General features: G+C 49.2%; 19 protein-coding genes. 10 read left to right on the top strand and 9 right to left on the bottom strand.

Features of this window, described 5'->3' with window-relative positions; translation table 11 throughout:
* Window positions 1–178 precede the first annotated feature (178 nt).
* From EPA93_RS46765 to EPA93_RS46750, 4 genes are all read left to right on the top strand, one after another.
* On the top strand, window positions 179–625 hold the full coding sequence (locus EPA93_RS46765) for a MarR family winged helix-turn-helix transcriptional regulator (RefSeq protein WP_129894140.1): 447 nt from the start codon (window positions 179–181) through the stop codon (window positions 623–625).
* 80 nt (window positions 626–705) lie between these two features.
* On the top strand, window positions 706–1,350 hold the full coding sequence (locus EPA93_RS46760) for an alpha/beta hydrolase (protein WP_129894139.1): 645 nt from the start codon (window positions 706–708) through the stop codon (window positions 1,348–1,350).
* 101 nt (window positions 1,351–1,451) lie between these two features.
* Window positions 1,452–2,441 (top strand): ring-cleaving dioxygenase, encoded by a 990-nt coding sequence (locus EPA93_RS46755; protein ID WP_129894138.1) that lies wholly within the window; start codon window positions 1,452–1,454, stop codon window positions 2,439–2,441.
* Window positions 2,442–2,600: 159 nt separating this feature from the next.
* On the top strand, window positions 2,601–2,873 hold the full coding sequence (locus tag EPA93_RS46750; protein ID WP_129894137.1) for a UBP-type zinc finger domain-containing protein: 273 nt from the start codon (window positions 2,601–2,603) through the stop codon (window positions 2,871–2,873).
* A gap of 262 nt (window positions 2,874–3,135) precedes the next feature.
* Here EPA93_RS46750 and EPA93_RS46745 read toward each other — a convergent pair whose 3' ends face one another.
* The 3 genes from EPA93_RS46745 to ppsA form a co-directional block, all read right to left on the bottom strand.
* Window positions 3,136–4,134, bottom strand: a complete 999-nt coding sequence (locus tag EPA93_RS46745; RefSeq protein WP_129894136.1) for a hypothetical protein — start codon at window positions 4,132–4,134, stop codon at window positions 3,136–3,138.
* 129 nt (window positions 4,135–4,263) lie between these two features.
* Entirely contained in the window at window positions 4,264–5,331 is a 1,068-nt protein-coding gene (locus tag EPA93_RS46740) for an alpha/beta hydrolase (protein WP_129894135.1), read from the bottom strand.
* 373 nt (window positions 5,332–5,704) lie between these two features.
* Window positions 5,705–8,320: a phosphoenolpyruvate synthase gene (gene ppsA / locus EPA93_RS46735; protein ID WP_129894134.1), complete on the bottom strand. Its 2,616-nt coding sequence runs from the start codon at window positions 8,318–8,320 to the stop codon at window positions 5,705–5,707.
* A gap of 599 nt (window positions 8,321–8,919) precedes the next feature.
* On the opposite strand from ppsA, the gene EPA93_RS46730 reads away from it, so the two are divergent.
* The 3 genes from EPA93_RS46730 (at window position 8,920) to EPA93_RS46720 (ending at window position 13,496) form a co-directional block, all read left to right on the top strand.
* Window positions 8,920–10,311, top strand: coding sequence for a nicotinate phosphoribosyltransferase (locus EPA93_RS46730; RefSeq protein ID WP_129894133.1), 1,392 nt, complete (start codon window positions 8,920–8,922; stop codon window positions 10,309–10,311).
* 380 nt (window positions 10,312–10,691) lie between these two features.
* Window positions 10,692–11,594, top strand: a complete 903-nt coding sequence (locus EPA93_RS46725; RefSeq protein ID WP_129894132.1) for a hypothetical protein — start codon at window positions 10,692–10,694, stop codon at window positions 11,592–11,594.
* A 258-nt stretch (window positions 11,595–11,852) separates the two neighbouring features.
* Window positions 11,853–13,496: a serine/threonine-protein kinase gene (locus EPA93_RS46720; RefSeq protein ID WP_165423863.1), complete on the top strand. Its 1,644-nt coding sequence runs from the start codon at window positions 11,853–11,855 to the stop codon at window positions 13,494–13,496.
* Between the two features lie 23 nt (window positions 13,497–13,519).
* On the opposite strand, the gene EPA93_RS46715 is transcribed toward EPA93_RS46720, so the two are convergent.
* Window positions 13,520–14,287: a CPBP family intramembrane glutamic endopeptidase gene (locus EPA93_RS46715; RefSeq protein WP_129894130.1), complete on the bottom strand. Its 768-nt coding sequence runs from the start codon at window positions 14,285–14,287 to the stop codon at window positions 13,520–13,522.
* Window positions 14,288–14,443: 156 nt separating this feature from the next.
* On the opposite strand from EPA93_RS46715, the gene EPA93_RS46710 reads away from it, so the two are divergent.
* Window positions 14,444–14,722, top strand: coding sequence for a hypothetical protein (locus EPA93_RS46710; RefSeq protein WP_129894129.1), 279 nt, complete (start codon window positions 14,444–14,446; stop codon window positions 14,720–14,722).
* Between the two features lie 69 nt (window positions 14,723–14,791).
* On the opposite strand, the gene ndk is transcribed toward EPA93_RS46710, so the two are convergent.
* The 5 genes from ndk to EPA93_RS46685 form a co-directional block, all read right to left on the bottom strand.
* A complete protein-coding gene (gene ndk / locus EPA93_RS46705) occupies window positions 14,792–15,256 on the bottom strand; it encodes a nucleoside-diphosphate kinase (RefSeq protein WP_129894128.1) in 465 nt (154 codons plus the stop codon).
* 227 nt (window positions 15,257–15,483) lie between these two features.
* Window positions 15,484–15,831, bottom strand: a complete 348-nt coding sequence (locus EPA93_RS46700; protein ID WP_165423862.1) for a roadblock/LC7 domain-containing protein — start codon at window positions 15,829–15,831, stop codon at window positions 15,484–15,486.
* A gap of 32 nt (window positions 15,832–15,863) precedes the next feature.
* A complete protein-coding gene (locus EPA93_RS46695) occupies window positions 15,864–19,601 on the bottom strand; it encodes a tetratricopeptide repeat protein (protein ID WP_129894126.1) in 3,738 nt (1,245 codons plus the stop codon).
* Between the two features lie 24 nt (window positions 19,602–19,625).
* On the bottom strand, window positions 19,626–20,903 hold the full coding sequence (locus tag EPA93_RS46690) for a M16 family metallopeptidase (protein WP_129894125.1): 1,278 nt from the start codon (window positions 20,901–20,903) through the stop codon (window positions 19,626–19,628).
* Between the two features lie 295 nt (window positions 20,904–21,198).
* The gene (locus tag EPA93_RS46685; protein WP_129894124.1) at window positions 21,199–22,131 is read right to left on the bottom strand and encodes a zinc ribbon domain-containing protein; all 933 of its coding nucleotides are present in this window, start codon (window positions 22,129–22,131) and stop codon (window positions 21,199–21,201) included.
* 723 nt (window positions 22,132–22,854) lie between these two features.
* Here EPA93_RS46685 and EPA93_RS46680 point away from each other — a divergent pair.
* Together EPA93_RS46680 and EPA93_RS46675 are read left to right on the top strand one after the other, a co-directional pair.
* Window positions 22,855–24,363 carry an APC family permease gene (locus tag EPA93_RS46680; RefSeq protein WP_129894123.1) on the top strand — a complete coding sequence of 503 codons (1,509 nt, stop codon included), beginning with the start codon at window positions 22,855–22,857 and terminating at the stop codon, window positions 24,361–24,363.
* 355 nt (window positions 24,364–24,718) lie between these two features.
* Complete coding sequence (locus EPA93_RS46675) at window positions 24,719–26,206, top strand: APC family permease (RefSeq protein ID WP_129894122.1); 1,488 nt, start codon at window positions 24,719–24,721, stop codon at window positions 26,204–26,206.
* The last annotated feature ends 37 nt before the right edge of the window (window positions 26,207–26,243 follow it).

The following is a 26,243-nucleotide window of genomic DNA, read 5'->3' as shown; positions in this document are numbered from 1 at the left end:
ATTAGCAGATTACGCGCCAGGCAAAGGTCTGATCGCCTTTCACCGCTATGTTGTTTACAGCTAGCAGGCGTTGCAGCTCGCGCTATCATGGAAATCCAATGGCTCTATATTCTATGACTATACGAAATTTTTACTGTGGCAACTTGACATCTTATAAGTTTAGTGCTAAACTTACGACATGGAAGAAAAGAGAGAGATAACAACGCTTAATAGAACGCCGGTTTTCGCCTGGCTACGTATGGCACGCATTGTACAAAAGGTACAGTACGATGCCAACAAGCAGTTACGCCCCTGGAACTTGACCCTGGCCCAATTTGATGTGCTGGCTCAGGTCGGCACAACCGAAGGGATGACGCAACAGGAGCTAGCCGCTTCCCTACTGGTCACTAAAGGGAACATTTCTCAGCTCCTTGACAAAATGGAACTCGCGGGACTTCTCGTGCGCAAGCAAGAAAAGGGCCGAGCCTTTCGCATCTACCTTACCGAAGAGGGACTAACGCTCTTTGCCGAGGTGGTACCTGCGCATGAGGACTTTATCATGCAGCAATTCTTAACGCTCTCTTCACAGGAGCAAGCTCAACTGCTAAGCATCTTGCGCAAGCTGGATCATGCCCTGAAGTCTTGATATTTTTTGCGCGCTAAGTTTAATACTAAACTCAAAAACAAAAATCGCCATAACGGCATAACAATGAAAGGAACAGGACTATGCAAGCAGCGGATACAGGCTTTATCCATAGATATATCCCTGCCCATGATAACAAACAGCGGGTACTGCTTCTGCTCCACGGCACAGGAGGAGATGAAGACGATCTGCTAGAGCTGGGGCGGGCGCTTGCCCCTGGAGCCGGGCTATTGAGTCCACGTGGCAAAGTATTGGAGCATGGGGCGCCACGCTTTTTCCGTCGCCTGGCCCAGGGGGTCTTCGATATCGAAGATCTCACCTACCGCACGCATGAGCTCGTAGATTTTATCAATATTGCAGCCCAGGCTTACCACTTCGAGCTTGATAAGCTCACCATTGTTGGCTATTCCAATGGAGCGAATATTGCCGCCAGCCTGCTGCTCTTACATCCCAAACTGCTACGCTCTGCCATACTGTTCCGTGCGATGAAGCCGTTTGATCCCGGAACTATGCCCGATCTCAGCGGCACCAGCATCTACCTGGCAGCTGGAAAACTGGACCCGCTCATCCCTGCAGCCGACACCCAACAGCTTATTGAGCTTCTGCAAAGTGCCGGAGCCCACATCGATGCCCATTGGCAAGGCACGGGCCACGCGCTAAATGTTGCAGAGATCGAAGGGGCTCGCACCTGGCTCAGCAAGCTGCCTACGAGCCCTACGCAGGTGTAGAGTAACAATGAAGAACAAGCTTACCACTATCTGGCAAGCTCAGAATCGTATTCACCATTGCTATAGAGATATAAGGCTTAAAGCCAGAAGAGGAAAACAGCATGAACTTAGAAGGTCTGCATCACGTAACCGCCGTAACCAGCAACGCTCCACTTAACGTGGCTTTTTACACCAAGGTACTCGGCTTACGGCTTGTAAAAAAGACAGTCAACCAGGATGATGTCTCGGCTTACCATCTTTTCTATGGAGACGAGCAAGGGCATGCCGGTACAGAACTCACCTTCTTTGACTGGTCCGCTATCGGTCAGCACGTCCCGGGAGCCGGTATGATCTCGGCCACAGCTCTCCGCGTACCGGGAAAAGAGGCACTCAACTGGTGGCAACAGCGCTTTGATACCCTGGGCGTCACACATGGAGAGATCGTAGAGAGAGGTGGCCGAGCGGTATTGCCATTTAGCGATCCAGAAGGGCAAAAGCTAGAGCTCATCGATGATAGCCAGCCTGCCAACGTCTCCGGCGTCACTCCGGGCACACCCTGGCCAAAGAGTCCGGTAGCAACCCAATGGGCGATTCGCGGCCTGGAGGGCGTTACACTTACAGTTAAGCGCCTTGAACCTACGGCTGCCGTGCTCACAGAAGTGCTTGGCTTTAGAAAAGTTCTCGATTACACAGACAGCGGACATCAAGCTGCGCTCTTCGAAGTAGGGCCCGGCGGCCCTGGAGCCGAGATACGGCTTATAGCCAGGCCAGATCTTCCCTATCATCGTATGGTCGGCGCAGGCGGAGTTCATCACGTCGCCTTCCGCACTCCCAACGAAGAAGAGCACAAAGCCTGGAGAGAGCGCTTGACTAGCGCCGGCCTGATGGCTACCCCAATTATTAATCGCTACTACTTTCGCTCGATCTACTTCCGCGAGCCAGGTGGAGTGCTCTTTGAGATTGCTACTGATGGGCCAGGCTTTACCACCGACGAAGATCTAGAGCATCTCGGCGAGAATCTTGCTTTGCCGCCCTTCCTTGAAGCGCATCGTCAAGAGATTGAAGCCAATCTTCAGCCGCTCGTCACCTCTAAGGAAAACGTAACGCGCTAAATTCAGCCAGATTCTCCATTGGTCACTCTATCCGGTCGGCCAATGGAGAACACCGCCCCGAATGGTTTATTATATTACCAGTTACCTGTATTCTGTTTTGGAGACGTCCCTGTTAAGGGACTAAACCAATCGGCAAGTCATGAGAAAGGAATAGCTTAGATGGCTACACCATGTACACATCTTGATCACATTCAAAGCGTCACGCCAAGCTCTACAGGTTGTGAAGAGTGCCAGCAAACTGGTGACAGTTGGGTTCATCTGCGTATTTGTCGCACCTGTGGACATGTCGGCTGTTGCGACTCCTCGAAAAACAAGCACGCGACTAAACATTTTCATGCAACGAACCATCCAGTTATCCAATCGTTTGAGCCTGGCGAGGATTGGCTCTGGTGTTATGTTGATCAGATTTTTCTTCAGCCCACCAACCAGTAATTTAATAGCATCAGGGCTCTCCACCATCTCATCTTTACACGGGATACGGCTGCTTTCTTGGCGACCTGAAGCACTTTCCCGCAACCTTCTCTACCCGCGCATCCGCCCAGAGCGTCAAAGAGGCTGCATTTCTCAGCGCCCTACCAGATCGTTCCCTTCCATCGGGCAATAGATAGCTCCAGCTCATAAGTAGAAAGCCTCGGGGCTCTCATTGCGCCGGGGCTCTCTACGAATATGCTCAACTATTAGACGGGTACATTATTTACGCGCTCTGTTTTACTCTCTTTTTATGCGGCATGATTGCATAGTATTTTTGCATTAGCGTCGAAAAAGGACTGACCAGGATAAGAGCCATAACAATGCAGACCACAATAGGAGCCAGCAGTGCTATGGCGATAGAACCAGCCCAGGGAATCCGCAGCAGATCTAGAAACAGTAGTTGAAGGACGACTAACAGAGCCAGAACACCAATAGCGATAAAGGCGGCCCTGGCCCGCCAGCGAGCCCCTAAACGCGTATGTAATGTCTTATAGCGCAACTTTGCCTGCTCGCGTACTGTTGCCTGCATCGCCAGCCAGTGCTGGCGCTCTTCCTCGATCTGCTGCTGTTCGCTCTCTAATAATTCGGCCATGCGCTGAACCTCACGCTTCAAATACATGGCCTCAACAAGATGCTTATTCTCTTCCTCTTTAGCCTGATATCCTGAATTCTGGGACGCCTCCTGCTCAAGCGCAGGAGTCTCACCAGCGTTTGTTCCAGGCGTTTGCGTAGCCTGGGCTAGCCTCTTCTGAGTCTCCATAGAGACCGCATCCTCAAAGGAGTGATACAACTCTTGATAACGCAACTCCAACTCAAGGTGGACCTCACGCAAGCGATTGCTTTCATTCATCGCTTCCTGGAGATGTTGCTGATAATACTCAATCTCTTGCTGATGCCCCTTATGAATAGCTAAAAGTTCCTTCTCAAATTCAACTTTTCGCGTCTCCAACTCATCACGGAGGCGCCTATTTGCCTCGCGGAGATGCAGTACCTGTTTCCAGGCAGCTCGCGTACCTGCAGTTGGCGCAGTGGAAGTTATCTTCGGCAACTCCTCAGTTTGTCTCTGTTGCCGAAGACTATGACGGCGTTCACTCAATGCACCCTGGCGGCTATTTTGACGGGGAAAGCTCTCAAGGGGCTCTGTAGCCGGCTGCTCCAGGGCCCCTGTCTCTTGCGCTACAAGATCCTGCATAGTTTGGGAAATGTCGTCAGATGATAACATGGGTCCGCTCCTTAGTGATAACCGTTGCCTTATGCTAAATCCTTATAGCCGAAAGCGCAGATGGTGCAGTTCGGAATAATAGCTCTCCTTTAGCAATTATGCACAGAAGAATGGCCGGATGCAAGTGCTTTATTGGTTAATTGCATCTATTTTTCGATGTTGCACAGGCAGATCGTCTCCTAAGTAACGAGCGAGGAAGCGCTGCAAAACCTTGCTATATTGATAAGGATCATAGCCATAAGCGCCACAATGGGAAGAAGCAGCCACAAAGTATGTTTCCAGAGGAACGCCATATACTCTGGCCTCCGCAGCTATCTGTAAAGCATGTTCAATTGGAATTAGAGGATCACCAGCCGAATGGATCAATAAAATGGGGATTGCACGCTGTTGTAATGCGGTTTTTGCATATGTATTCCAGCGCTTAAAGCTAGAATCGGGACGAGCAACGAAGTTATAGCCGAAGCGCAAGCGGAAATCGATGACGCACATCACAAAAGTAGTCCATATAAGAGCCGGGAAAAAGCAACGGAGCCAGTGCAAAGCTGGTATCCATCCGCTACTTTCACGCACCATGATAAAATGTACAAGGCGACGCAACACCTCATCAGAGCGAGCAAAAGGGCTATCAGCTATTATAGCTGCGACATGTTCGGGTTGAGGTGGAGTCAGCAGGGCAATCGCAGCCCCCATAGAGAAACCATGAATAATGATTTTGCCAGCCAAGGTCTCAGGCTGGCTTCTGGCCACTACTATAGCAGCTTCAAGATCATGTACCTCAACATTGCCACCGCTCGTCATTACGCTATCGCTATCGCCATGCCCGCGCAAATCAAAGAGCAATATATTATAGCCGCGCGAATACTCTAAGGCCGCTACAGGACGCAGGTGTGAGCGGGATATTCGATACCCATGGCAGAGTACAATAGTTGGCGCGACTCGTGGTTGCGCCCAGAAATCGCCACGTAGCATTGTCCCATCAGAAGTTTTAAAGAGAAGAGAGCGTTGATATACAAGGGGTGGTTCGGGCATAAATTGCGGCACTGCCCAGGTAATTTCGGTCTCATCCAACAATGTATGAGGCCGAGAGAACTCGTCAACGAAGCGATGGGCTAACATTGCTAATCCACTTGTCACCGTCAGCCCAAGTATGCCTGTACCGGTTAGACCAAGCGCAGTCCAGCGGTGTTGTCCAGACATAAATCCCTCCTTTATAGAGCTTCTCGCCTATCCCACACTGTTTCAACTACGAGAAGCGCAAAAAGTTTCAAGACAAAGATTTCAATTGTGTGTATCCCTCCTTCCCCATTTTATAAACCTCAATTACTTCTACTACAATTTTACCTTAATTTATGGTTTCTGGTAAGCCCGCCTGAACATCTCGATAGAGCTTTCCAATTCTGCTTGTTCCGCTGCCATGGTGGTGCTGAAGAAAAGGACCGGGCCAGGTTCCAGCCCCAGGTTAAGGACAATTCACTCGATCGCAGTGTATTGCCCTTAACCTTCCCTGTTTCCTCGGAGAAGTGGTTAGCCCCGGCATTCTGTCTGGGCAAGAGGAAAACAACATCTTCCCTTATAAGATCTCAATATAGCCTTCTGTTCCATTCACGCGAATTCGCTGCCCATCTCTTATCAGTTCGGTAGCATTTTCCACACCGACAACGGCTGGCAAGCCATATTCACGTGCGATAACCGCTCCATGGGTCATGAGTCCACCAACCTCGGTAACCAGGCCTTTGACGGCTACAAACAATGGTGTCCAGCTAGGGTCAGTAAAGGTGGTGACTAATATATCTCCATCTTCTATAGCCGCATCTTCCATGTTCAGGATGACACGTGCTCGTCCCTCTATAACGCCAGAAGAAACAGCTAGACCAACGATTGCTTTGACTGGAAGATTTTCCCGTTTGTAGGCACCTGCAATGATTTCACCATCAGAGGTAATGACCTGTGGAGGAGTGAGCTTTTCATATAATTTGTACTCATCTTTGCGCTTGTTGATGAGTTGGTAATCAACTTTCTTTGTGCGTACAACTTCGCGAAGTTCTTGAAACGTGAGATAGTAGCTATCTTCTTTTTCATGAAGAACGTTGGCTTGTACGAGTTGTTCGACTTCTTTCAAGAAAGCCTGCTTATACACGAAGTAGCGATTAATCATGCCGTATTTTGGATATTCACGATAACCGATGAATTTTCGGAGCAGGCTGATCATGCGTTTTGTCTCTTTAGCTTTTTCTTCACCATCCGGTAGGTGCCCCAAGCGATCTAATAACCCCTGCTCCTTTTGCAATGCTTCCTGCCGCCCTTGCTCAAACCTCCGCTTGCTTTCACCTGGTTCAAAGTTTTTGATGTTACTGAGTATCAGAGGAACAAGTGCACTTGGTTTTTCGCTCCAACGAGGCCTCGTAATATCGATTTCTCCGGCACAACGCATGCCATATTTATTAAGAAAAGCTGAGAGTGCGTCCTGGGTTTCCTGCCCACCATCAAACTTAAGCAATTCACCTAAAAAGTTCTCATCTTTTACTTGTTGTAAGTAAGTGATTACTTCTTGGTAAGGGCGAATTACATCTGCGACATCCAGTAGCGCCAGGCCCATTTCCGAAGTGATATTGTTTGGTACAGATTGAGAAAGCGTATCTGCTACGTTTTTTTCACCTAACCACTCGTCAATTTTTTCGTTGATCCATAATGAGGCATTGATAGCAGCCATAAATACAGCCGAACTTTGTGGGTCGAATAGGATCTTTTTTAGCTGAGGAATATCTTCAAGGATACAATCAAATACCTCTGCCCCTGATTTCGTCTGGATGTTTCGTTTTAACTCTTCTACAGAAGTTTGGTTCTTCTTTATCAATTCAGCCACGATTGTTGGATTGTTCTCAATCTGCGGGTGAGAGCCCGCAGGCAGAACACCTTTATTGCTTTTACTGGGACTCTGTTCTTGCTTATCATCTTGTAAGGACTGTATAAAATCTCCCCGTTCTATGATAGTCATAATTGCGTCTTTTATGCGCGGATCATGTTGTTCCATGCCATGTAATAAGTTTTGTCTGCTGGCAGGTGAAGCCAGTTGTTGTGTGACGTCAACAAACAACCTTCCACCGGCCTTGAACATGGGTCGGGCAGCTGTTAACTGCCATAAAGACAATCCCAATGGCTTCAAAGGATCGGTCATCATTTGTTGATGAGCGACAGACAGATAGACATGATTTTCTTGGTCATTGGCTTCAGGAATGGGGTATAAAGTAGTGATTGGCCGACTCTGGACTATAGAAAATGCATCATCAACCAAACACCATTCGATGTCCTGGGGGCAACCGAAATGTGCTTCGATCTTTCTGCCCATGCGCTCAAGCTGTAAAATCTGCTCATCCGTCAGCGCTTGCCTATTCTGCTGCTCGGGCTCAATCCTTTGTTCTTTTGTACCACCACCCCTTAAAGCGTAAATAGCCAGGTTCTTGGCAGATATCTTCTTATCGCTAATCTTGCCATTACGCACTTTATAGACATCAGCATTCACCAGGCCGGAAACCAGAGCCTCACCAAGGCCAAAGCTGGCATCAATGGATAAAACTTTCCTATTAGATGTGATGGGATCAGCAGTAAATACAATTCCTGCGGCCTGTGGGAAGACCATCTTCTGCACCACCACTGACAGCCTGACATTATGGTGGTCGAAGCCGTTTTGCAGGCGGTACGTTACTGCTCTCTCGGTAAAGAGCGATGCCCAGCATTTGCTGATATGCTTAAGGATGGCTTCCTTTCCAATAACGTTCAAATACGTATCCTGCTGACCCGCAAAGGAAGCCACTGGTAAATCCTCTGCAGTCGCGCTGGATCGTACGGCATAGGCATTGTTTTCACCAAACCTGGAGAGGAAGCCGGCGATCTCTTCTTTCATGTCTTGAGGGATGGCTATTCCTTCGATGATCCTGCGAAGCTCGCCGCTAAGTTCAGCAATTTTATCCCGCTCTTCCACCTTGAGAAGCGACAACTGGCCAAGTAATTCGTTAATCGACGATGTTTCCTCAACGATCCTTTTAAAGGCTCCAGTAGTAATACAAAAGCCATCAGGTACGCGTATTCCTTCAATCCTGGCTAATTCTCCCAGGTTCGCACCTTTTCCACCAACAACCATAAGTTTTGTTCTGTCGATGTCCCGAAAACCAAGCACATAGGAACTCATATAGTTACCTCCTTTGGCGCTTCCTTCATTAGATAATTTTGATGAAGATAATTTGATGACATCGTTCGGGCTAAAACGATTTACCGAAGGTATTGTACTAGCCTGGTACAGCCCCATTAAGCAGTGACTGACGGCACGTAAAACTTTTTCCGTACACGACGAGATTCTGTCACACGCCTCATGAGGCAGGTGCTGATTTGAGTACATAGACAGGTGATCTCTTTGCTCAAAGGAATACTTTCTGTCAGAGTGTGTCGCTTCCACAAGAGTATAGGAGAAAGAAGGCCAAAAAAAATCGGCCAAAAAGGCAGTGTGCAAGTAGACAGAAGGTGATACAATAAAAGTGGGAACAAGTGGACTAGTTTTTGGATCTTTAGTCTCATACCGCTCTTTGCCCTCGCGGACGCAAGACAGATGATATGTCACTCCCTCCTCGCGCTTTATAGCTCAACATCGCTCCAACTTGCCAGGTGCTCTTCCCTCTGGTCTTTCTAACCCAGGCACCCGACAGCAAATTCCCAGGAAGAGTTGCAGGATCAAAGCATATATTGTACAATGTACACTAACTCGTTGCTGCGAAACGGAAAAGAGGAGTTATTATGCATCGTCGTGCCCCTAGTTTACATCCAGGATTGATGACAGACATGTACCACCCAGATTCGGCCTACGTCTCTTGGCGAACTGGCCGCAACGGTCTTACCACCTTTGATCTCTATACACGCACCGCTCCCTTTGGAGGTGCCTATTTGCTCGTAGCCGGACTAGAGGCCGCGCTGGAATTTGTCCAATCATTCCGCTACACCGCAGAAGAGCTAAAGTTTCTTGCTCGTATCCGCGATTACGATGCGGCCTTTCTTGATGAGCTGGCAGAGATGCGTTTCACAGGCGAGATACTGGCACTGCCCGAAGGCTCTATCGCCTTTCCAAACGAGCCAATCATGAGAGTTACCGCGCCATTTCGTGAGGCAATTCTCTTAGAAGCTGGCTTGCTTCAAGCCATTGGTCTCTCAACCTTGATAGCCACCAAAGCATCACGCATTGTCTATGCCGCTGAGCATGGAAAGAGACGCAGGGTAGCAGAATTCGCCTTTAGAAGAGCGCAGGAGCCGATGACAGTTGCAAGGGCATCCTACATTGGTGGTTGTGCCAGCACATCCTTGCTTAACGCAGCTTACGAGTTTCGCTTGCCAGCCACAGGAACAGTGCCACACGCCTTAATCGAGCTGTTCCCAAGCGAAGAAGAAGCCTTTGAGGCAGTTGCTCAGGCCTATAATCGCTACACCTTATTGCTCGATACTTACGATCAACGTCAGGCAATCCATACAGCCATTGAAGTGGCTCTGCGTACGCAGGAAACGCTGGGGCATACGCTTGCTGCAGTACGCCTGGATAGCGGCGATCTGGTTGCTGATAGCAAGTATGTACGCGAGCAGCTTGATAAAGCAGATCTCACTAACGTCCGCATTCTTGCCAGTGGCGATCTCGACGAATGGAAGATTTTAGAGTTGCTAGAGGCAGGTGCCGAAATCGATTCCTTTGGCATAGGAACCATGCTCGGAACCGGTGCTGGATCAGTCGAACATGGCATAGCGGGTGGAGCGCTGGGAGCCGTCTATAAAGAAGTCTGGTACGTTGATGAGTCTGGCACAGAATATCCGAAAATGAAGCTTGCAGGGGCCAAGAGCACCTGGCCTGGCAAAAAAGAGATCTATCGCCATCCACACTGGGAAGAGGATATCATTCAACTTTCACACGAGGCGCGCCCTGACAATTATCAGCGTCTCCTACGCCCGGTTATGCGCAACGGCGAGATGATTCCAGGCAGTTTGCCGCCGCTTTCTGAAATTCGCGAGCTGGCGCAACAAAACCTGCAGCAGCTTCCAGAACAATATCGCTCCCTTACTGTTGAGCAGCCATATCCTGTGCACTTTAGCGAAGGGCTACAATCTTTACGCAAACAGGCTGTTCAATTAGTAGGAAAATCCATTTAGAAGTTTCTGCTTCTTTTCTGTAGCTGCACATCGCTATTTATCATTGCTTCTATACAGCAGTATGTGCAGCTATGAAATACTAGACCCATAACAGGGCAAGCCAGGCAGCCCGCGCCCTCCTGGTTCCGTTACCAGGCTTCTACATTCCACGTTATATAAACACGTAACAGAGGGAACGCTCTCTTACCCTCGTCCAAACTCTAACCTGCCAGGGAAGGGATCAAAGGAACCCTCCTTAATTTCATTGAAAGCGGATCTCGCCAAAAGATGCATTCTATTGAAGTAGCAAAACTAGCCAATTTACCGCTTCTAACACTCTATTTTCGTATTCAACACATCAAGTGTATGATATTATCATAGATTAGTAAGGAAGAGCCACCATGAAAAAGTGTGTCACTTCGCAAGGCGCAGCTCAGGATAAGCAGTTACAAGATGTAACTCCAGCAAGTCATGATAATGGCAGCCAGGCATCAAGCGAAGTTTCCATCGATAGCGATTTTCTCTCCGAGACGTCGCCAGTCATCTGGACGCCACGCTTTATTGCCATCTTTACGCTGATCCTGGTCGTCGGCCTCAGCGCCACCAGCCTGTTGACCCAGGGCTGGCTCAACCATTACTACGAGGCAGAATTGGTGCTATTGAACTTCGCGGTTCTCCTCTTCCTGGGATGGATTGCTCTTATTATCTGCGCGCGCTCCCTATGGGCTCGTATAGCTGGTGTTTTCGGCTGTATTTGGGCAATATTTACTGGAGTCAACTTCGCCATAACCTTGCTTGCCGCAGATGCTCATGCCGTGATAGATGCACATTTGAATGCTGCAACGAATAGCGCTATGCTCGGCTGCTATATTTGCCTCTCCATCAATCGTACTGCCATCTATCGCTGGGATGGCTGGTTCTTTCGCTTCGCCCCTATTATTGGGGCCTGTGTCATCGTTGTTGCATTCCTCTTTGCTCCAGCAGATGCGCGTGAACCTGCGCATGTAGAAAGTATTGTCGCCGGTGTCACGCTCTACCTCAGTCTTCTAGTCTGGTGGCTGCGCCCTTCCTGCTGGCGGGCTCAACCTGGTCCTACGTTTCTCTTTGGCTTCGTTCCTATTATCCTGCTTATTCTTTCTCTGGTAAGCGCTGTACGACCAGAGACAAATTTCTTCTTCCTGCAGATTATGCTCTTATGCACTTTCCTCGGCATTATCAGAACCCTGCAGGGCGAAATAAGATATTCTGCAGCCACGCCTATAAATGATGCAGAGACGACAACTCAACATAAGCCTACTGTTTAAAGCTTTCTTATGGAAGGATAGCAGCCAAAGGAGAGGGCACGTAGACTTCATTTGCCGCCATTGATAGGCAAGGGCAAAAAAAGACAAACCAGGCCGGTATTTTATCCTAATTTAACTGTGAAATACCGCATTGACCATCGTTTAAATACTGCATTATACTGACACTGGCATCTTAAGATGAGTTTTCGGGAGTAGACCAGATGAACCTCTATGGGCCAAAAATAGTCTACCAACGCTACTGAGAGGTATACCATGTCCATGACCAACAATCAGACCGGGCGCCTTCCACCTCAATCCCTGCTCCAGCAGAGATACATCATTATTGAGCAAATAGGTCGTGGTGGAATGGGAGCTGTTTACGCAGCTACCGATACACGTATTGCGCACCGGCGCGTAGCCATTAAAGAGATGAGCCAGGCCCGTTTCAGCCCACAAGAACTGGCAGAAGCAACAACCCGCTTCCAACAAGAAGCCGCCATGTTGGGAGCTCTTTCACATCCCAATTTACCACGCATCTATGACGCGTTTAGCGAACAGGGACGTTCCTATCTAGTTATGGATCTGATCGAGGGCAAAACACTGCACCAACTTTTAAAAGAAGCGCATGGGCAACCTTTGGCTGTAGTGCAAGTTTTACTTTATGCCCGTCAGCTCTGTGACGTCCTGAGCTATCTACATCAAAGAACACCTCCCATCATTTTTCGCGATATCAAGCCCACCAATATTATGATCGTCCCTACCGGACAGATCTACTTGATTGACTTTGGTATCGCCCGTTTCTTTAAGGAAGGGCAACAACAAGATACTATCTTGCTAGGTTCGCCCGGATATGCGCCTCCTGAACAGCATGGTATCGCCCAAACGAGCCCTCGCTCCGACATTTATGGCCTTGGCGCTACGTTGCACCACTGCCTCACAGGTCGCGATCCTTCGCGCGCCAGCGATAGCTTCTCATTTCCACCCATACGCCGTTTCAATCCCCAGGTGCCGAGCGAACTTGACAAGCTTATCCAACGCATGGTGGCTCACGACGACCAGGAGCGACCCGCTAATGCGCTTGAGGTCCAGCAGGCTTTAATGCAAATTAGTCAGCAAGCAGCCGAGCATACAAGCCAGTTCCAGGCCAACAGCTTACAATTTGCGCCTACGCAGTACATCCCGCCTCAGCCTGGCCCCTTAAGTGGACAAAGCTCAGCGTCAAATGCACCAACAAACCCAATAGTTCCTCAGCAGCCATCATTAAGCATATCCACATCGACAGCTTCTGCCTCACCCGCGCTTACGAAAGCCATGCCAACTTCCCACTCTCCCTGGAGCTCCGGCTTTCTGGCACTTTTCCTACTCCTTAGCCTGCTAATTGTTGGCGGCTGCATCTATACATTCAATTTCATCTGTGCTTCAGCGCATATAGTTGAGGCAGGGCTCTCGATCCTGCTGGTCCTCAGCATTATTGGAGCGGGGGTGATTGCCAAGAGTCGCCTCACCCGAGGTATTATGTTTATCAGCGGGCTAGCAGCTTTAGCTACTGGTTACGCGTTCACGATGCTTGCACAACCAGATCTCGCAGTCATCAAATTTACTGACCCATCGGCTTTATGCACAGTCAATAGCTTACCTGACGAGCAATTTCTCACTCTCCTATCCACTGTCGGTCTTGGTATAGTTGGGCTTGCCTCGCTCTACTGGCTAACGCGCAGCCTCAGCCAGGCAAGTTGGATAATTTTATGTATATTATTTGGAGGCGCTATTCTCTGTACGCTAGCCCGGGTCTTTATCCCCGATGAGGTTGCCGGACACATATTGCTCCTCATTGCCTTAATCATGCTTATTCAAGGGAATCTGATCAGTGCTAAGCTAGAGCAATCTCAGCGAAAGGGGTTACTACTAGCGCTAAAACCATAAGGCAATGCAGGGCATATTCTGCCTCAAGGTCGCATTATGCCCTGCATTGCCAGGATAATCAGAATCGCCCCAACCCCATTATTCAGCAGGTGCAGAATAATTCCTGGCCAGAGCGAGCGTGTATACCAGCGCAAAAAAGCCAGGGCCAGGCCGATAAAGAATAGCACCACAAACGAGCCCGGATCGGCATGCGCTACCGCAAAAACCAGTGAGCTTAATATTATAGCCCCGACCAGTGGCATGCCGCGCCTAAATCCCATGAAGACGAAGCTACGGAAAAACATCTCCTCACAGAATGGTGCTGCTACTACGCTAGCGATCAAGGTTGCATAGGTTGTGATTGGCGCTACGCGGCTTTGATCAAAGATAGCTTGATCGTTAGTTTGCAGATTGAGATGAAACACAGTAATGACATACTGATAAACGCCATTGATGGCCAGGAAAGCTAGAAAAAGGAGAATGATCGCGGGCAAAGCCTTACGCGGGTTAAAGGCTCGCAAGCCCAGCACATCGGCAACTGACTGGTGAGGTTCCTCCTGTGCATGGACGGCCCGCCGAGCAAAATACAATGGGGCAATAAGAAATGCAGCTTCAACCAGCACTGAAAAAAAGAAGATCACGAAGGCGTTGAGCAGATCTACTTGAAAGGGTAATCGCGCGATATGGGTCGATTGACCCTTAAAACTGGAAAGTAGAAGTGCTAAAACGATCCAGGGAACAAGTGTAAATAAAATACCCAGGAAGGTCTGCTGAATAGTCCAGGGGACTTTTTCAAACTTCTGTCCAAGCAAAGAGGTTCTCCAATTTTTTCGTATTCTATTATACCATTACGGCTATCTTTTGTCTGTAGTTATCTCCCTATTCTTATGGGAAAGATATGGTATACTACCTTCAACGTAAGGTTCTCATATATTAGCACGTAATATCTAGTCGGGAAGGATACCTGTTTGTCCGGTACACTCAATACACATCCATTAGAAAATTCGAATTGGCGCAAACACAAAAATGCCTGTCCTTTTTACCGGGAACGTTGGTTCCCCTGTAACGATGTTGCTGCAGGAGAACCGATGTATCAAGTTTTTTGTCTTAAAGGGACTCCTCCTGTGACGGCAGAAGAGCAGGATAAATGTTTCCGCAGTAAAACGCGTTGCTGGCGTCTTAGTGAGAAAAAGCAATCCAGGACAGCAGAAGAGCCGGCCGAAGAAACACCAATGGCATCTCGCTAAAAAAGAGAAGTGCATCAGATGGCTGGCGCACTTCTCTTTTTTGTTAGCTGGATCGCGAGAGATGCTTCTCTATTCACGCTCCCGTGAAGAGTAGATATATCTCTCAAGGATGTCCTCATACTCAAAGAGCTCTTCGGCCTTGAAGAAGCGCTTCACCTCAACCTCAGCTGTCTCCAGCGAGTCTGAGCAATGGATAAGGTTTGCTTGAACGCTCATGGCGAACTCGCCGCGAATGGTGCCAGGGGCAGCCTCCCGGGCTTTTGTAATACCACAGAGGGCACGCACTGTATTTACGCAGTCAGTTCCTTGCCAGCAGCAAGCAATCACAGGCGTGAGCTGCATAAAAGACTTCACCTCAGGGAAAAAGTCTTTTCCTACCAGGTGACTGTAGTGCTCATCCAGCAATGCACTGGATAGGCGCATCATCTTCAAGCCCACAAGCTTGAGCCCTTTGTGCTCAAGTCGAGAGATAATATCACCAACGAGATCGCGCTGAATGGCATCAGGTTTCAATAGTACAAGTGTCCGTTCCATATTCGCTACACTTTCTCCTTTGTATTTTATTATACCTATTCATCTGTTCTACCAGGTCCGATGAGAGAGTGGATGATGAATAGAGTTTTATCCCGCTCACCGTTAACCTTCCCTATAAGAAATTCCATGCTCCTGATCATAAGATGATCACAACATGAAGAGCAGATACCCCTATAAACAGGTGGTATCTGCCGACAAAGTAGATTGCGTGACAACTTCTCTATGCGCTAGTAGCTAGCGACCAGTTGAGCCAGTTGGCGGCAAGCTTTCTTCATCTCCATACGTACCCGGCCAAGATTCCCTATCCCTCTGGTGGTCACTATCAGGATGAGATCACCGGCCTCTTCCATCTGTATTGTCCCTGTCTTCGTTTCTACAATAACGTGATGGGTATCTCCGCTATTAATTTGCGTTGTGTAATTGGTAATGGAGCCAAACGCGGCTGCTGACATTGCCCCGATCACTTCTTCATCCTCAGTATGCAGTACCCCAGACACGATCAGGCCATCCCTGCCTACAAGTATCGCATCATAGACTTCATCCAGGTCAGTCAACCGTTGTAGAATAGTTTCCACTCTATGACTCCTTATCATCTATACTAGCAGAACTAAGCTCTCGCTTTCTTCGCCATTGTAAGAGCTTTATTGTAGGCCTCCATTGCCTGCAAGTACTCTCCCTGACGCATATAAGCATCGCCCAGCACACGATAGCCAGCAGCATATTTAGGGGCTAACTTCAAGAGAGCCCGCACGTTACTAACAACCTCGCCCAATAGCTCTGGCGCATTCCGTATAATTATGCGATACTCCTGCATCGCCTCATCATAATCCCCTACAAGCTGATGCTGATATCCCTTTACCAGACGCTCTTGATAGCTAAGAGAGCTATCTACAATTTCATTATTAGCTCTCTTCCCTTCACGAGCGGTTTCAGGGGCGGCCGGTTGGCTTCGCTGCGTTGGAGTGGTCCGTGGCTTCGCTGGCTGCAAACGTACAGCAGGACGTTTCATGGTAGTTTCTAATTCGCTATCAAGTAAGGCATCCATACGAGCACTCGACGCCCGCAACGAAGAAACCTGCGGCCTGCTGGATGGCTGACCCCCAGCTATTCCGCTACTCTGCAATCCCGCTGTTGGCCTGGATTGTTCGGGCAGAGGTCTGGTCGTCTGAGGCCGATTAGACCCCGGTACTGGCTGATGAGGCTGAGTCACTTCAGGGCGCTTCGATGCTTCATTCGCTGTATTCTTGGATGTTGAGAATGGAGTTGCCTGGGCCATCTGATCTGATGATGCCTCAAACTGAGCCGGCTGAGCCGGCACTTTCGAAGAAGACGTTTGTGCCTCCAAAGCTGCCAGTGATCCTGCCCAGGGAGCAGTTGTCCATATTTGCTCTTCTGAAGCGTGGGCTGGCTGCGTCGGCCACATTTGTTCTTCATAAGCTGGCGTTGGCTGCGTTGCTCCACCACTCAAGGTATCCGACAGCCTTGGAGTTTTTGGCGCCAGATTACCGAGCTCCGCCAGAGCAGATGAGAGCGTTGGCTCTTGATGAGCTGGTTGTTCTTCAACAATTGGTTGGGACGTCTTCTCAGTTGCTGGCTCTTCTTGCTCTGCCTGTGTGATCGATGAAAGCGAATTTGGCTCTAGAGGCACAAATCCTTGTGATAGTAAATCCTTCTCTAGAGCTTCTAAGGTTGTAATCAAATTCTGTTCTGACTGATCCGGACGCTGCTCTTTTTGTTGCGCCTGGCTCATTTGCTTCATCCAGTCTGGCTCTTCCGTTGGGGCCGGCTGGACTGCTGGTTGCGCAGTAGACTGTATTCCCGACTGGCTCATTTGTTTCACCCAGTCCGGTTCTTCTGCTGATGCCTGCTGTGGCAAGGCAGGCTGACTCATTTGCTTCATCCAGTCCGGCTCTTCTGCCGGGTTTGGTTGTGACTGCTGAGTTAATGGCTGTGAGGCTTGAGCTATCTGCTTCATCCAGTCCGGCTCTTCTGCCTGTTGTGGCTCCGCCTGTAAAGTAGATTGGCTTATTTGTTTCATCCAGTCCGGCTCTTCCGTTGGGGCCGGCTGGACTGCTGGTTGCGCAGGCTGTATTCCCGACTGGCTTATTTGCTTTATCCAATCTGGCTCTTCCATCGGCTGCTGCGCTGCTGGTTGCGTGGACTGTATTCCCGACTGGCTTATTTGCTTCATCCAGTCCGGTTCTTCTGCAGGTGACTGCGGCTGCTGTGAAGCTTGACTTCCTGCCTGCGCTATCTGTTTCATCCAATCTGGCTCTTCTGCTGGGGCCTGTTGTGACCCTGCTTGCGCCTGAGAAAGCTGCTTCATCCAGTCTGGCTCTTCTACCGGCTGCTGCGCTGCTGGCTGAGCAGTAGACTGGCTTATTTGTTTCATCCAGTCCGGCTCTTCTACCGGCTGCTGAGTTGCAGGTTGCGCGGCCTGCGCTATCTGCTTCATCCAGTCCGGCTCTTCTGCTCTCTGTTCCGGCTGCATGACTGGTGGCTGCGAGGTAATTTCCTTTTCCAACGGTTGAGGCTTATACAATGCTGATGCCTCCGACACCACCTGGCGAACCCGCTCCTCTTCAGCGCTCGATTGTACGGAAGGAGCCTCTTCCTCCTCTTCCATAGCAGCCGCACCAAGGGATTTGAGCCATTCAGGGCCAAAGGAAAGATCTTCATCTTCTTGATCATCTTCGCCAGCCAGGCCCGGCCACGATGGCTGACTCTCAGCAGTTTTTTCTACGTTTCCTGGCGCTGGCGGCTGCGCCTCGACGGCCTTCTCTGCAATCCCTGACATGGATTGTAGCGCATCAGGAGTCTTCTCCGCGATCCCCGGCCATGATGGCTGCGCATCTACTAAAGGCGTAGCCTGCTGGTGAGCGGCAGGTTGACCCTCAGGCTTTTGCTGCTCAATGGTAGGAGGAGATGAAACTGAGTTTTCGTCATTAAGCTGCTGCCGCTCTCCCTGGGTAAGCATGCTCAGCCAGGCCGGAGGAGATGGCATTTCTTGCTTTTGTAAGGATTCCCAGGCATTAGCAGGCTCTGCCACAGTTGTATCTTTCGTGCTTTCCCAGGCATCAACCCCATTGATGCCTGCCCCAGAAAGCTGCCATGTGGATTGTTCAGCCTCTGTTCTAGTGGGAGGGATAGGATTCTTCTCCTGTGCTGATTGTGCTGTTTGCCAGGATGGTAGGGCTGACTCCTCCTGCTTAGATTGCGCATTCTGGCTCAGCGTATTCCAGGCATCATTTTGTGTCGTGCCCTCATTGAGCTGAAGTGGACTCTCGGCAGTCTTTGGCTTATTATCCTGTTCTGGTTGCTTAACTCCACCATTCCAGGTATCCGGTAATGCTATGCTATCACTCGACCAGAGCGGTAAATCTCCTTGAGATTGCTTCGTCTCTTCCTTCTGCCTCGGCTTGCCAATGAGAGTTTCACCGTTCCAGTTATCGATACCGCTCCAACTTTCCTGCAAGCTGGCAGGCTCAGGCTGAGAAGGAACAGCGCTGGGCTTCTCAACAGCTTCGGGAGTCTTCTCAAGAGGCGCTGGTGATACTACTTCCCGACTGGGGTCCAGGCTGACGGGGGTCTTGCGCAATAGTTTCAAGAAGGCATCTTCCGGTTCGCGGGCAAGCATATCTGCAAAAATTTCTTGGGCCAGCACGAAGTCAGGATCTAAGGCCTCGACACGTTGCAAAAGTTCTTGCGCTTTCTGTATATCTTTTGTAGAAGCAGCATGGGCGAGGAGAAGTAACGCTTTAACACAGCCAGGAACATTCTGCAAAATTTCAGCCGCTAGTTGCTCAACCTTATCATAACGCCCTTCACGCCAATAAGCCTCCAGCAAGCCTGTACAGGCATCGAGACGATCAGGGCTGGCCGCAAGAACTGCTTCCCATTCCTGAACAGCCTGGGCGAGCAAATCGCCACGCATATATAAACGAGCAAGGCCCGCGCGCGAGAACATAAAGCCCTGCTGGCCTGCCTTCGCGCTCAGTTTATTAAATTCCTGGCGGATCTGGCTATTGCCCCGACTCAACTCATACGCCTGCTGATAACAATCAAGAGCTGTATCAAAATCTGCTAAACGTTCACTAATCAAGGCACGATCACAATAGGCAATGACATTCTCAGGATCATTTGTGAGCACCCAATCAAAAGTCTGCTGTGCCTCCTCCAGGCGCCCCTGAGCGAGGTACACTTCACCTAGCAGACGCTGTGCCTCCAAGGACTCTGGAAACCTGGTAAGAACATGCTGGCAGTTAGCGAGAGCAGCATCTATACGATTAGAGCTAAGCGCATCCTCTGTTTCCTGTAAATAGTCACGAAGCGTTGTCTGTGCCATAAAACCTGGTCTCCTCTTCCCGCTTTACACACCTGTAAGTAACTTTGCAAAATATTCTGCTCGATGGACATCATCTGGTCCAATGATAGCCAACCGTCGCCATTCAGGAGCAAAGCAAGCCCGGGCTACGCGCTGAATGTCTTGCACAGTGACAGCATCTACACGGGCTATCACCTCATCAACATCCTTTATAGAATTATGCAGGCATTCCTGGCTTCCAAACCAGGATGCTACCTGTTGCGTACCCTCCAAGCCGAGCATAATACCGCCTCGTACGTAAGCCTTGATGCGCTCCAATTCATCAACTGGCACGGCTACGTCACAAAGCTCGACAAGCTCGGCCACAATGGCGCTTATAGCCTCTTGCGTATGTGAGGGATCAACACCTGCACTCACTACTAGATTACCAGTTTCATAATACGTGTTAAAGTAAGTGCCAATATCATACGCCAGCCCTCTCTCTTCTCGAATAGTCTGAAAAAGTCGAGAGCTCATACCATCGCCCAGGAGAGCATTGATAAGCAGCAAAGTATAATAATCGGGAGAAGTAGAGGCAACTCCTAGCGTGGATAGGCATAGATTGGTCTGCTCGGTAGCCTTTTTAATCATTCGTACAGGCGGTACGTCACGCGGAGGCATGCACTTGGTCCATCCAGGGAGGCCCCGTGGCTCCCAGTCCGCGAACAAATCCTGCGCTAATTGGATGACCTGCTCCGTATCGATATTTCCGGCAACACTGATAACCAGCGCGTTGGGACGATAATAAGTATCCAGATAATCTAGCATCTGCTGACGTTGTATGTGTGTCACGGTTTTGATGGAGCCCGCATCATCACGCCCTAGAGGCAATTCTGGCCACATCACCTCATCACTGAGCAGGCTCGCCCACTCTTGCGGATCATCCTGCGTAGAACTCAACTCTTCAATAATAACGCTGCGCTCCTTTTCAATCTCTTTCGGATCAAAAAGTGGATGCCGCACCATGTCAGCCAGCACTTTCATCACGACTGGCAAATATTCACTAGGAACACGAGCAGTATAAGTAGTTAGTTCTTTACCTGTACTGCCGTTAAAAAACCCACCAACCCCCTCGATAGCCTCCGAGATCAACCGCGCTGTTGGATAATGCAGCGAGCCTTTGAAAAGCATATGCTCAATAAAGTGAGATATACCGGCAATAGGGGTGGACTCATAGCGAGAGCCAACAGAGAACATGAAAGCAATGCTAGCAGAACGCACGCCCGGCATTCGGGTAGTCAGTAGCCGCAGTCCATTAGGTAGCGTTGTTCGCTCGTAATTCATTCGAATATTTGGCGCTAAACCCCTTACGACCCCAACAAGGTCAGAGTGCGCTAATTCTCCTTAGAATATTTCCTATGCAAACGTCCTTAAAATACAGACACCAACTATTAAAGCTGCTATCCTTACGCATATCAGTCAGTTTATCTCGCAGTATTATAGATGGTTTATCGCATAGTCGCAACACCATACAAGGGAAATAGGAAAAGTAGCCAATTTGGGTATCGGCCTTTAGGAAGATAGTCACAGCACAACTCATAGGGGGCAATATGCAGTTTGCCCCCGTACTTATAAATTTTTAGAACAAGCCAATATCTTTCCCTAACTCACCTAAACCGCCCAGTAAGCCCTCATCGCGATGATGATGGCGCCGCCCTTCACCACCATAGCCCATATCCTCTTCGACTCTCTCTTCTATAGAATTTTCCAGTCCATGCAATAGCATTTGCCCACCAATGACGGCAGCGGCACCGCCAAGAGCTCCAGCGGCTAATTGTCCGCCGCCGCCCTGCAAGAAGCCTCCCAGGCCTCCCTGCTGCCCTTGCTGGACGGGCATATTGGCAGGTATAGGCACTACGCCAGCCAAACTCGTATGGCAACTCCGGCAATTGGGCGTTCCCACTGGAGCCATAGCCATACAAACGGGACAACGCAATGTCATCGGTTGCTGTCCTAGCATCGGCTGGGGCTGATACGCTCCCTGCTGGACGTACGGCTGTGGGGCGTATGGCTGGGGTTGGGGCTGATACTGCGCCTGGACCGGATATTGGGGCTGGGGTGGGGCTGGATACTGCGACTGGGGTTGCGTATAACTCCCCTGGCTGGCTCCCAGAGGTGCTCCACACCCGCTGCAGAAACGCACGCCAGGATTATTAGCTCTCCCACAATTGGCACAATACGCTGCTGATGCGCTCACCTGGGACGCAGGCGCCCGCATATTATGTCCACAGCCGGTGCAAAATGCGCTGGCAGCGTCTACCTCCGCGTGGCAAGCGGGACAAGGACGCGTCGCGGGCATCGGTGGGGCAGTGACAGCCTGTGTATTTAAGGTTGCCCCACAATGCATGCAGAAAGCCGCGCCTGGGCTCACTTCTCCACTACAACGCGGGCAATGCACGGAGGCAAATTGACCACTTACCCTTGGCGTCCCTGCGGAATATGCAGGTGTGCCACACTGCGGGCAAAATTTTTTGCCAGTAATATCTTGACCACAAGATGTACAGGTTGCCATGTACTTTTGACCCCTTTGATACTGATAGTTATCATTCTATGGACTTAAACGCAGTGTAACATAGTTTACCCAATTCGTCGAGAGGAAAACAGGCCCATTGAGCAAATCCAGCATCAGGACATGTAGCACTCAGGGCAATATGTCCCTATGCAACAAAAATGGACCACTCAGATTACACAAATAAAAAGAGAAAAAATTATTATTTTCAAGGTATACAGATATTTTATACATTAGATGTACCTTAAGAGGTCAATATATTGATCTCTAGTATGAAATTACCATAGCTAGAAGTAACGGTATTCAGGCATTTTATTTATGAGCGAGATAATGCTAGCCAAAGGTCTTGTATTTATTTGATACATCAGGTAATCTATTAGATATCCTTAAGCAAACAACCTTATAAACCAGCTATTCCAGGTTTATAAAGGTGAATGATCATGAGCGTACATGTCTGCTCAGTAATATTTTTTGCCAGCATTAAATCATAATGTCCAATAAATACTTGCCTTAGGGAAACTCTTTAGCAAGAAGCAATTATTTACGCGCTTCTTGTTTTGCTCATGCGCCATTTTCTACCCAACCAGGCTACGAAACTACCTTTGTCATTTAACATTTTCTGCCTTCGCATATATTTGTAAATTAAGCTGGATACTAAATAACAATAAAAGGCAAATTTCCGCGCATATCCCGAGCAACATATTTAAGAAAGGTAGGTAGTTCACTATGGATGCCATAGAGAACAGTAGCCAACAGCAAGCAGTACTACGCTCTGAACGTATTGCGGGAGGCATTCTTCCCAAGGTCCTCAATTCCTTCGATATGGTTGCTATCTTCGTTGCTATCGTGCTATTTATTAGCAACTCGGGAGTAGTAGCCGGGGGAGCGGGACCAGCATCCTATTTGTATTGGATACTGGGCTTTATCACTTTTCTCATTCCAGGAGCTATCGTTACCGGTCAGCTTGGCCTGATGTTTCCTGGTGAAGGCTCTATCTATGTCTGGACCACGAAAGCCTTCGGAGCTTTCATGGGCTTCTTCGCCGGTTTCTGTGCCTGGTGGCCGGGTGTACTGGTTATGATTGCCACTGGCGATGCTGCTGTGGCGCTGATTCAGCAGCTCAATCCCAATTTCTTAACCGAGCCCTGGCAGCAAGGCTTGGTTATTATCCTGATCATCGCTTTCTCATTTGTGCTATCCATTTTACGCTTCCGCGTCACTCAGAACCTTGTCAACATCATATTTATTGCGTACGGATGCGCCATCTTACTCGTTGGGGTAGCCGGCATTACTGCCTTAGTCAGTGGTCATATCGCCCCCGTTGACTATTCAGCGCCAAACTGGTTCCCTAAACAGGCCAACCTTACCATCTATGGTACTGTTGTTCTGGGCTTGCTTGGTATCGAGGTGCCGCTCAACATGGGCGTAGAAGTCAACGACTCACGCGCCATCACACGTTATTTGCTCTGGGGCTCGATAGTTGTCATGCTGGCTTACCTCATCGGTACCTTTGGAATTATGACAGCCGTCCATTCGGTCACCGATCAAGGAAATCCGGCAGCCTCCGTACTTGCCGTCAAGGCTGCCTTTGGGGGTGTTGGTATCGTACTTTCCTACATCGTCAATATCATTCTCATCGGCTTTTTCCTTTTCAACACCACTGTCTACAACTATTCGTTCGGCCGCCTGCTCTTCGTTTCCGGCCTTGATCGCCGCCTCCCTGCCGTGATGAGTAAAGTGAATGCCAACAAAGTTCCCTGGGTCGCCGTTCTGGTGCAAAGCATTATCTCGGCTGTCTTTACGGCGATCGCCTTTATCCTTGCTCCGTTTGCTCTGAATGCAGGCATGAAGCCAACTGATCTCTCAACTGTGATTTACAGTATTCTCCAGGCAGCCGTGACGGTTATCTGGTGCGTTTCAATGGTCATTCTCTTTATCGATGTGATCATTATCCGCTACAAATACCACGACGAATTTGCGCGCAAGCGCCTGGCTCCCGACTGGGTTTTCTACCTATGTTCAGCGCTTGGGATGGTCGCAACAGCTTTCGGCGTCTTTGTGACCTTCACCAATCCCTGGGTAAGCCTTGTCTCCTATTCACAATGGATTCTCTGGATTGGCGGGATAGGTATTATCTCGCTGCTCGTCGGTATCGTGCTCTTCTTTATTGGTCAAGCCACAACCAGGGGAGACGTAAGCGATGAAGATATCATCGCCCAGGTAACAGAGTCCTAGCACGCACTTTAAAATATGGAGCGCATCCCTATTGATGCGCTCCGCTCATTCCCTGATAATCCTCTTCATGGCATTTTCACGATTATAGGGGCTAGTGCTTATCCTTCAGCCTGATCATCGCTACGCCACCATACTTTATAGCGGCTACCCAATCACTCTTTTGTGCTTATCCGAAAATCGAAGAAGTAGCTAGCAGCAAGTCTACAGCCGGGTCATGTAGAGACCCTGATTTCCACAGCTGGAACACGATTTCATGCCCCTATCAACCCTGGCTTGCAAGGTGGAACAAGCGCTTGGAACAATCCATAAGGATTGTTGATGTAGATTATATAACTACAGCCTTTGAGGAAATACAATGTCGACATTTAGTAAGTCTAGCAGACAAAACAGCGATCTCGCCCTGACTTCTGAACAGTATGTTCCCAAGACTATGCCTCAGATATTTGGCCAGCTAGATCTCACAGCAACCTATCTGGTTATTGTCTTTTTTATCAATAACTCGGCAGGTGCCGCTACCAGCGGACCAGCAGCACTTATTTACTGGACATTGGGAGCTGTTGCCTTCTTTATTCCTTGCGCAGTAGTCACAGCCCAACTCGGCACTTTTTTCCCTTTTGAAGGCTCGCTTTACAACTGGACACACAAGGTCCTTGGAGGTTACTGGAGCTTCTTTATTGGCTTCTGCGCCTGGCTACCTGGTATTCTTGTTATAGAATCGGGAGCAAATATTTTCACAACCTTTCTTCAGGGCATCCATCAAGGCTGGCTTTCTGAGCCCTGGCAACAGGGACTCGTTATTATCAGCGTAATTGCCCTCTCCGGGATCATTGCTTGCCAGCGAGCACGGACTGTCCAAAATATCATCAATGTGGCAGTCGGATTAATTGGTCTTGTAGTTTTTACGATAGGCGTCGCATGCATCTGGTGGCTAGTAAGTGGACACCATTCCGCAACCAACTTTGCAGACGCCAAAGGCTGGCTTATAACCTGGCAAGATCCTCAAACTGCCAATATCAGCCAGTTCGGGATCATCACACTGGCCTATCTTGGCACTGAGATCCCTCTCATTATGGGCGGTGAGATTGCCGAACATAAGGTAATCAGCCGCCATATTCTCTGGGGCACCATTCTCACCCTGATCGGTTATTTTATCTCCACAATCGCTTTGCTTGTTGTTAAGGGCACAAATGTATCTCCATTTGATCTTGTCTCGCTGGTAGATACAGCCCTGACTCCCCTGCTTGGAAACATCGTGGTTATCTGCATCCTATGCTTTTTTTTGATTATCCCTATTGTCTACAATCTCGCATTTGCCCGCCTGCTTATGGTAGCTGCGATTGACGCCCGCTTGCCAGCAAAGATCGGATTACTCAATAAACATCGCGTTCCGGCCAATGCTATCTTTTTTCAAACGATTGTCGCCATCATTATCGCTAGCATTACCTATTTCCTTGCGCCCTATTTCTTTCATTTCGCCAATCCAACAGATCTTTCCTTTGAAGTTTTTAATATCAGCCAGGCAGGAGCGACACTAGTATGGGCAATCCCCAGCGCCTTCCTCTTCGTCTGCCTTAGCCTATCATTCCTACACGACAGACAAGCTTTCCACCAAAAACGCATCCTTCCCCTGCCAGTACTGCTCATTTGCAGTATTGTCGGACCCCTCGCCTGTATAGCTGCTATTGTCGATACACTACTCAACTCCTGGATACCTCAACTCATTTCTTCTATACAGTGGTGGTATATTGTGGGCAGCGTAACGTTGATCTGCCTCATCATAGCAGCAGTAGGAAGCATGTTTGCCAGTAGTGAGGCCGAATGGCAAACACTAGAAGAAAAATAGTAGGGGCCAGAGAACAAGATCAGTGCTTATGCTGATT

It is taken from the genome of Ktedonosporobacter rubrisoli (assembly GCF_004208415.1).
Lineage (GTDB): Bacteria > Chloroflexota > Ktedonobacteria > Ktedonobacterales > Ktedonobacteraceae > Ktedonosporobacter > Ktedonosporobacter rubrisoli.
This window is presented reverse-complemented; position numbering and strand designations above follow the sequence as displayed.

What these genes read in the sequence shown, in the direction of transcription:
- EPA93_RS46690 (WP_129894125.1), bottom strand. Translation starts at nt 20,903, where the DNA reads ATGAATTACGAGCGAACAACGCTACCTAATGGACTGCGGCTACTGACT.
- EPA93_RS46695 (WP_129894126.1), bottom strand. Translation starts at nt 19,601, where the DNA reads ATGGCACAGACAACGCTTCGTGACTATTTACAGGAAACAGAGGATGCG.
- ndk (WP_129894128.1), bottom strand. Translation starts at nt 15,256, where the DNA reads ATGGAACGGACACTTGTACTATTGAAACCTGATGCCATTCAGCGCGAT.
- EPA93_RS46745 (WP_129894136.1), bottom strand. Translation starts at nt 4,134, where the DNA reads ATGTTATCATCTGACGACATTTCCCAAACTATGCAGGATCTTGTAGCG.
- EPA93_RS46675 (WP_129894122.1), top strand. Translation starts at nt 24,719, where the DNA reads ATGTCGACATTTAGTAAGTCTAGCAGACAAAACAGCGATCTCGCCCTG.
- EPA93_RS46720 (WP_165423863.1), top strand. Translation starts at nt 11,853, where the DNA reads ATGACCAACAATCAGACCGGGCGCCTTCCACCTCAATCCCTGCTCCAG.
- ppsA (WP_129894134.1), bottom strand. Translation starts at nt 8,320, where the DNA reads ATGAGTTCCTATGTGCTTGGTTTTCGGGACATCGACAGAACAAAACTT.
- EPA93_RS46725 (WP_129894132.1), top strand. Translation starts at nt 10,692, where the DNA reads ATGAAAAAGTGTGTCACTTCGCAAGGCGCAGCTCAGGATAAGCAGTTA.
- EPA93_RS46760 (WP_129894139.1), top strand. Translation starts at nt 706, where the DNA reads ATGCAAGCAGCGGATACAGGCTTTATCCATAGATATATCCCTGCCCAT.
- EPA93_RS46740 (WP_129894135.1), bottom strand. Translation starts at nt 5,331, where the DNA reads ATGTCTGGACAACACCGCTGGACTGCGCTTGGTCTAACCGGTACAGGC.
- EPA93_RS46750 (WP_129894137.1), top strand. Translation starts at nt 2,601, where the DNA reads ATGGCTACACCATGTACACATCTTGATCACATTCAAAGCGTCACGCCA.
- EPA93_RS46680 (WP_129894123.1), top strand. Translation starts at nt 22,855, where the DNA reads ATGGATGCCATAGAGAACAGTAGCCAACAGCAAGCAGTACTACGCTCT.
- EPA93_RS46755 (WP_129894138.1), top strand. Translation starts at nt 1,452, where the DNA reads ATGAACTTAGAAGGTCTGCATCACGTAACCGCCGTAACCAGCAACGCT.
- EPA93_RS46685 (WP_129894124.1), bottom strand. Translation starts at nt 22,131, where the DNA reads ATGGCAACCTGTACATCTTGTGGTCAAGATATTACTGGCAAAAAATTT.
- EPA93_RS46730 (WP_129894133.1), top strand. Translation starts at nt 8,920, where the DNA reads ATGCATCGTCGTGCCCCTAGTTTACATCCAGGATTGATGACAGACATG.
- EPA93_RS46765 (WP_129894140.1), top strand. Translation starts at nt 179, where the DNA reads ATGGAAGAAAAGAGAGAGATAACAACGCTTAATAGAACGCCGGTTTTC.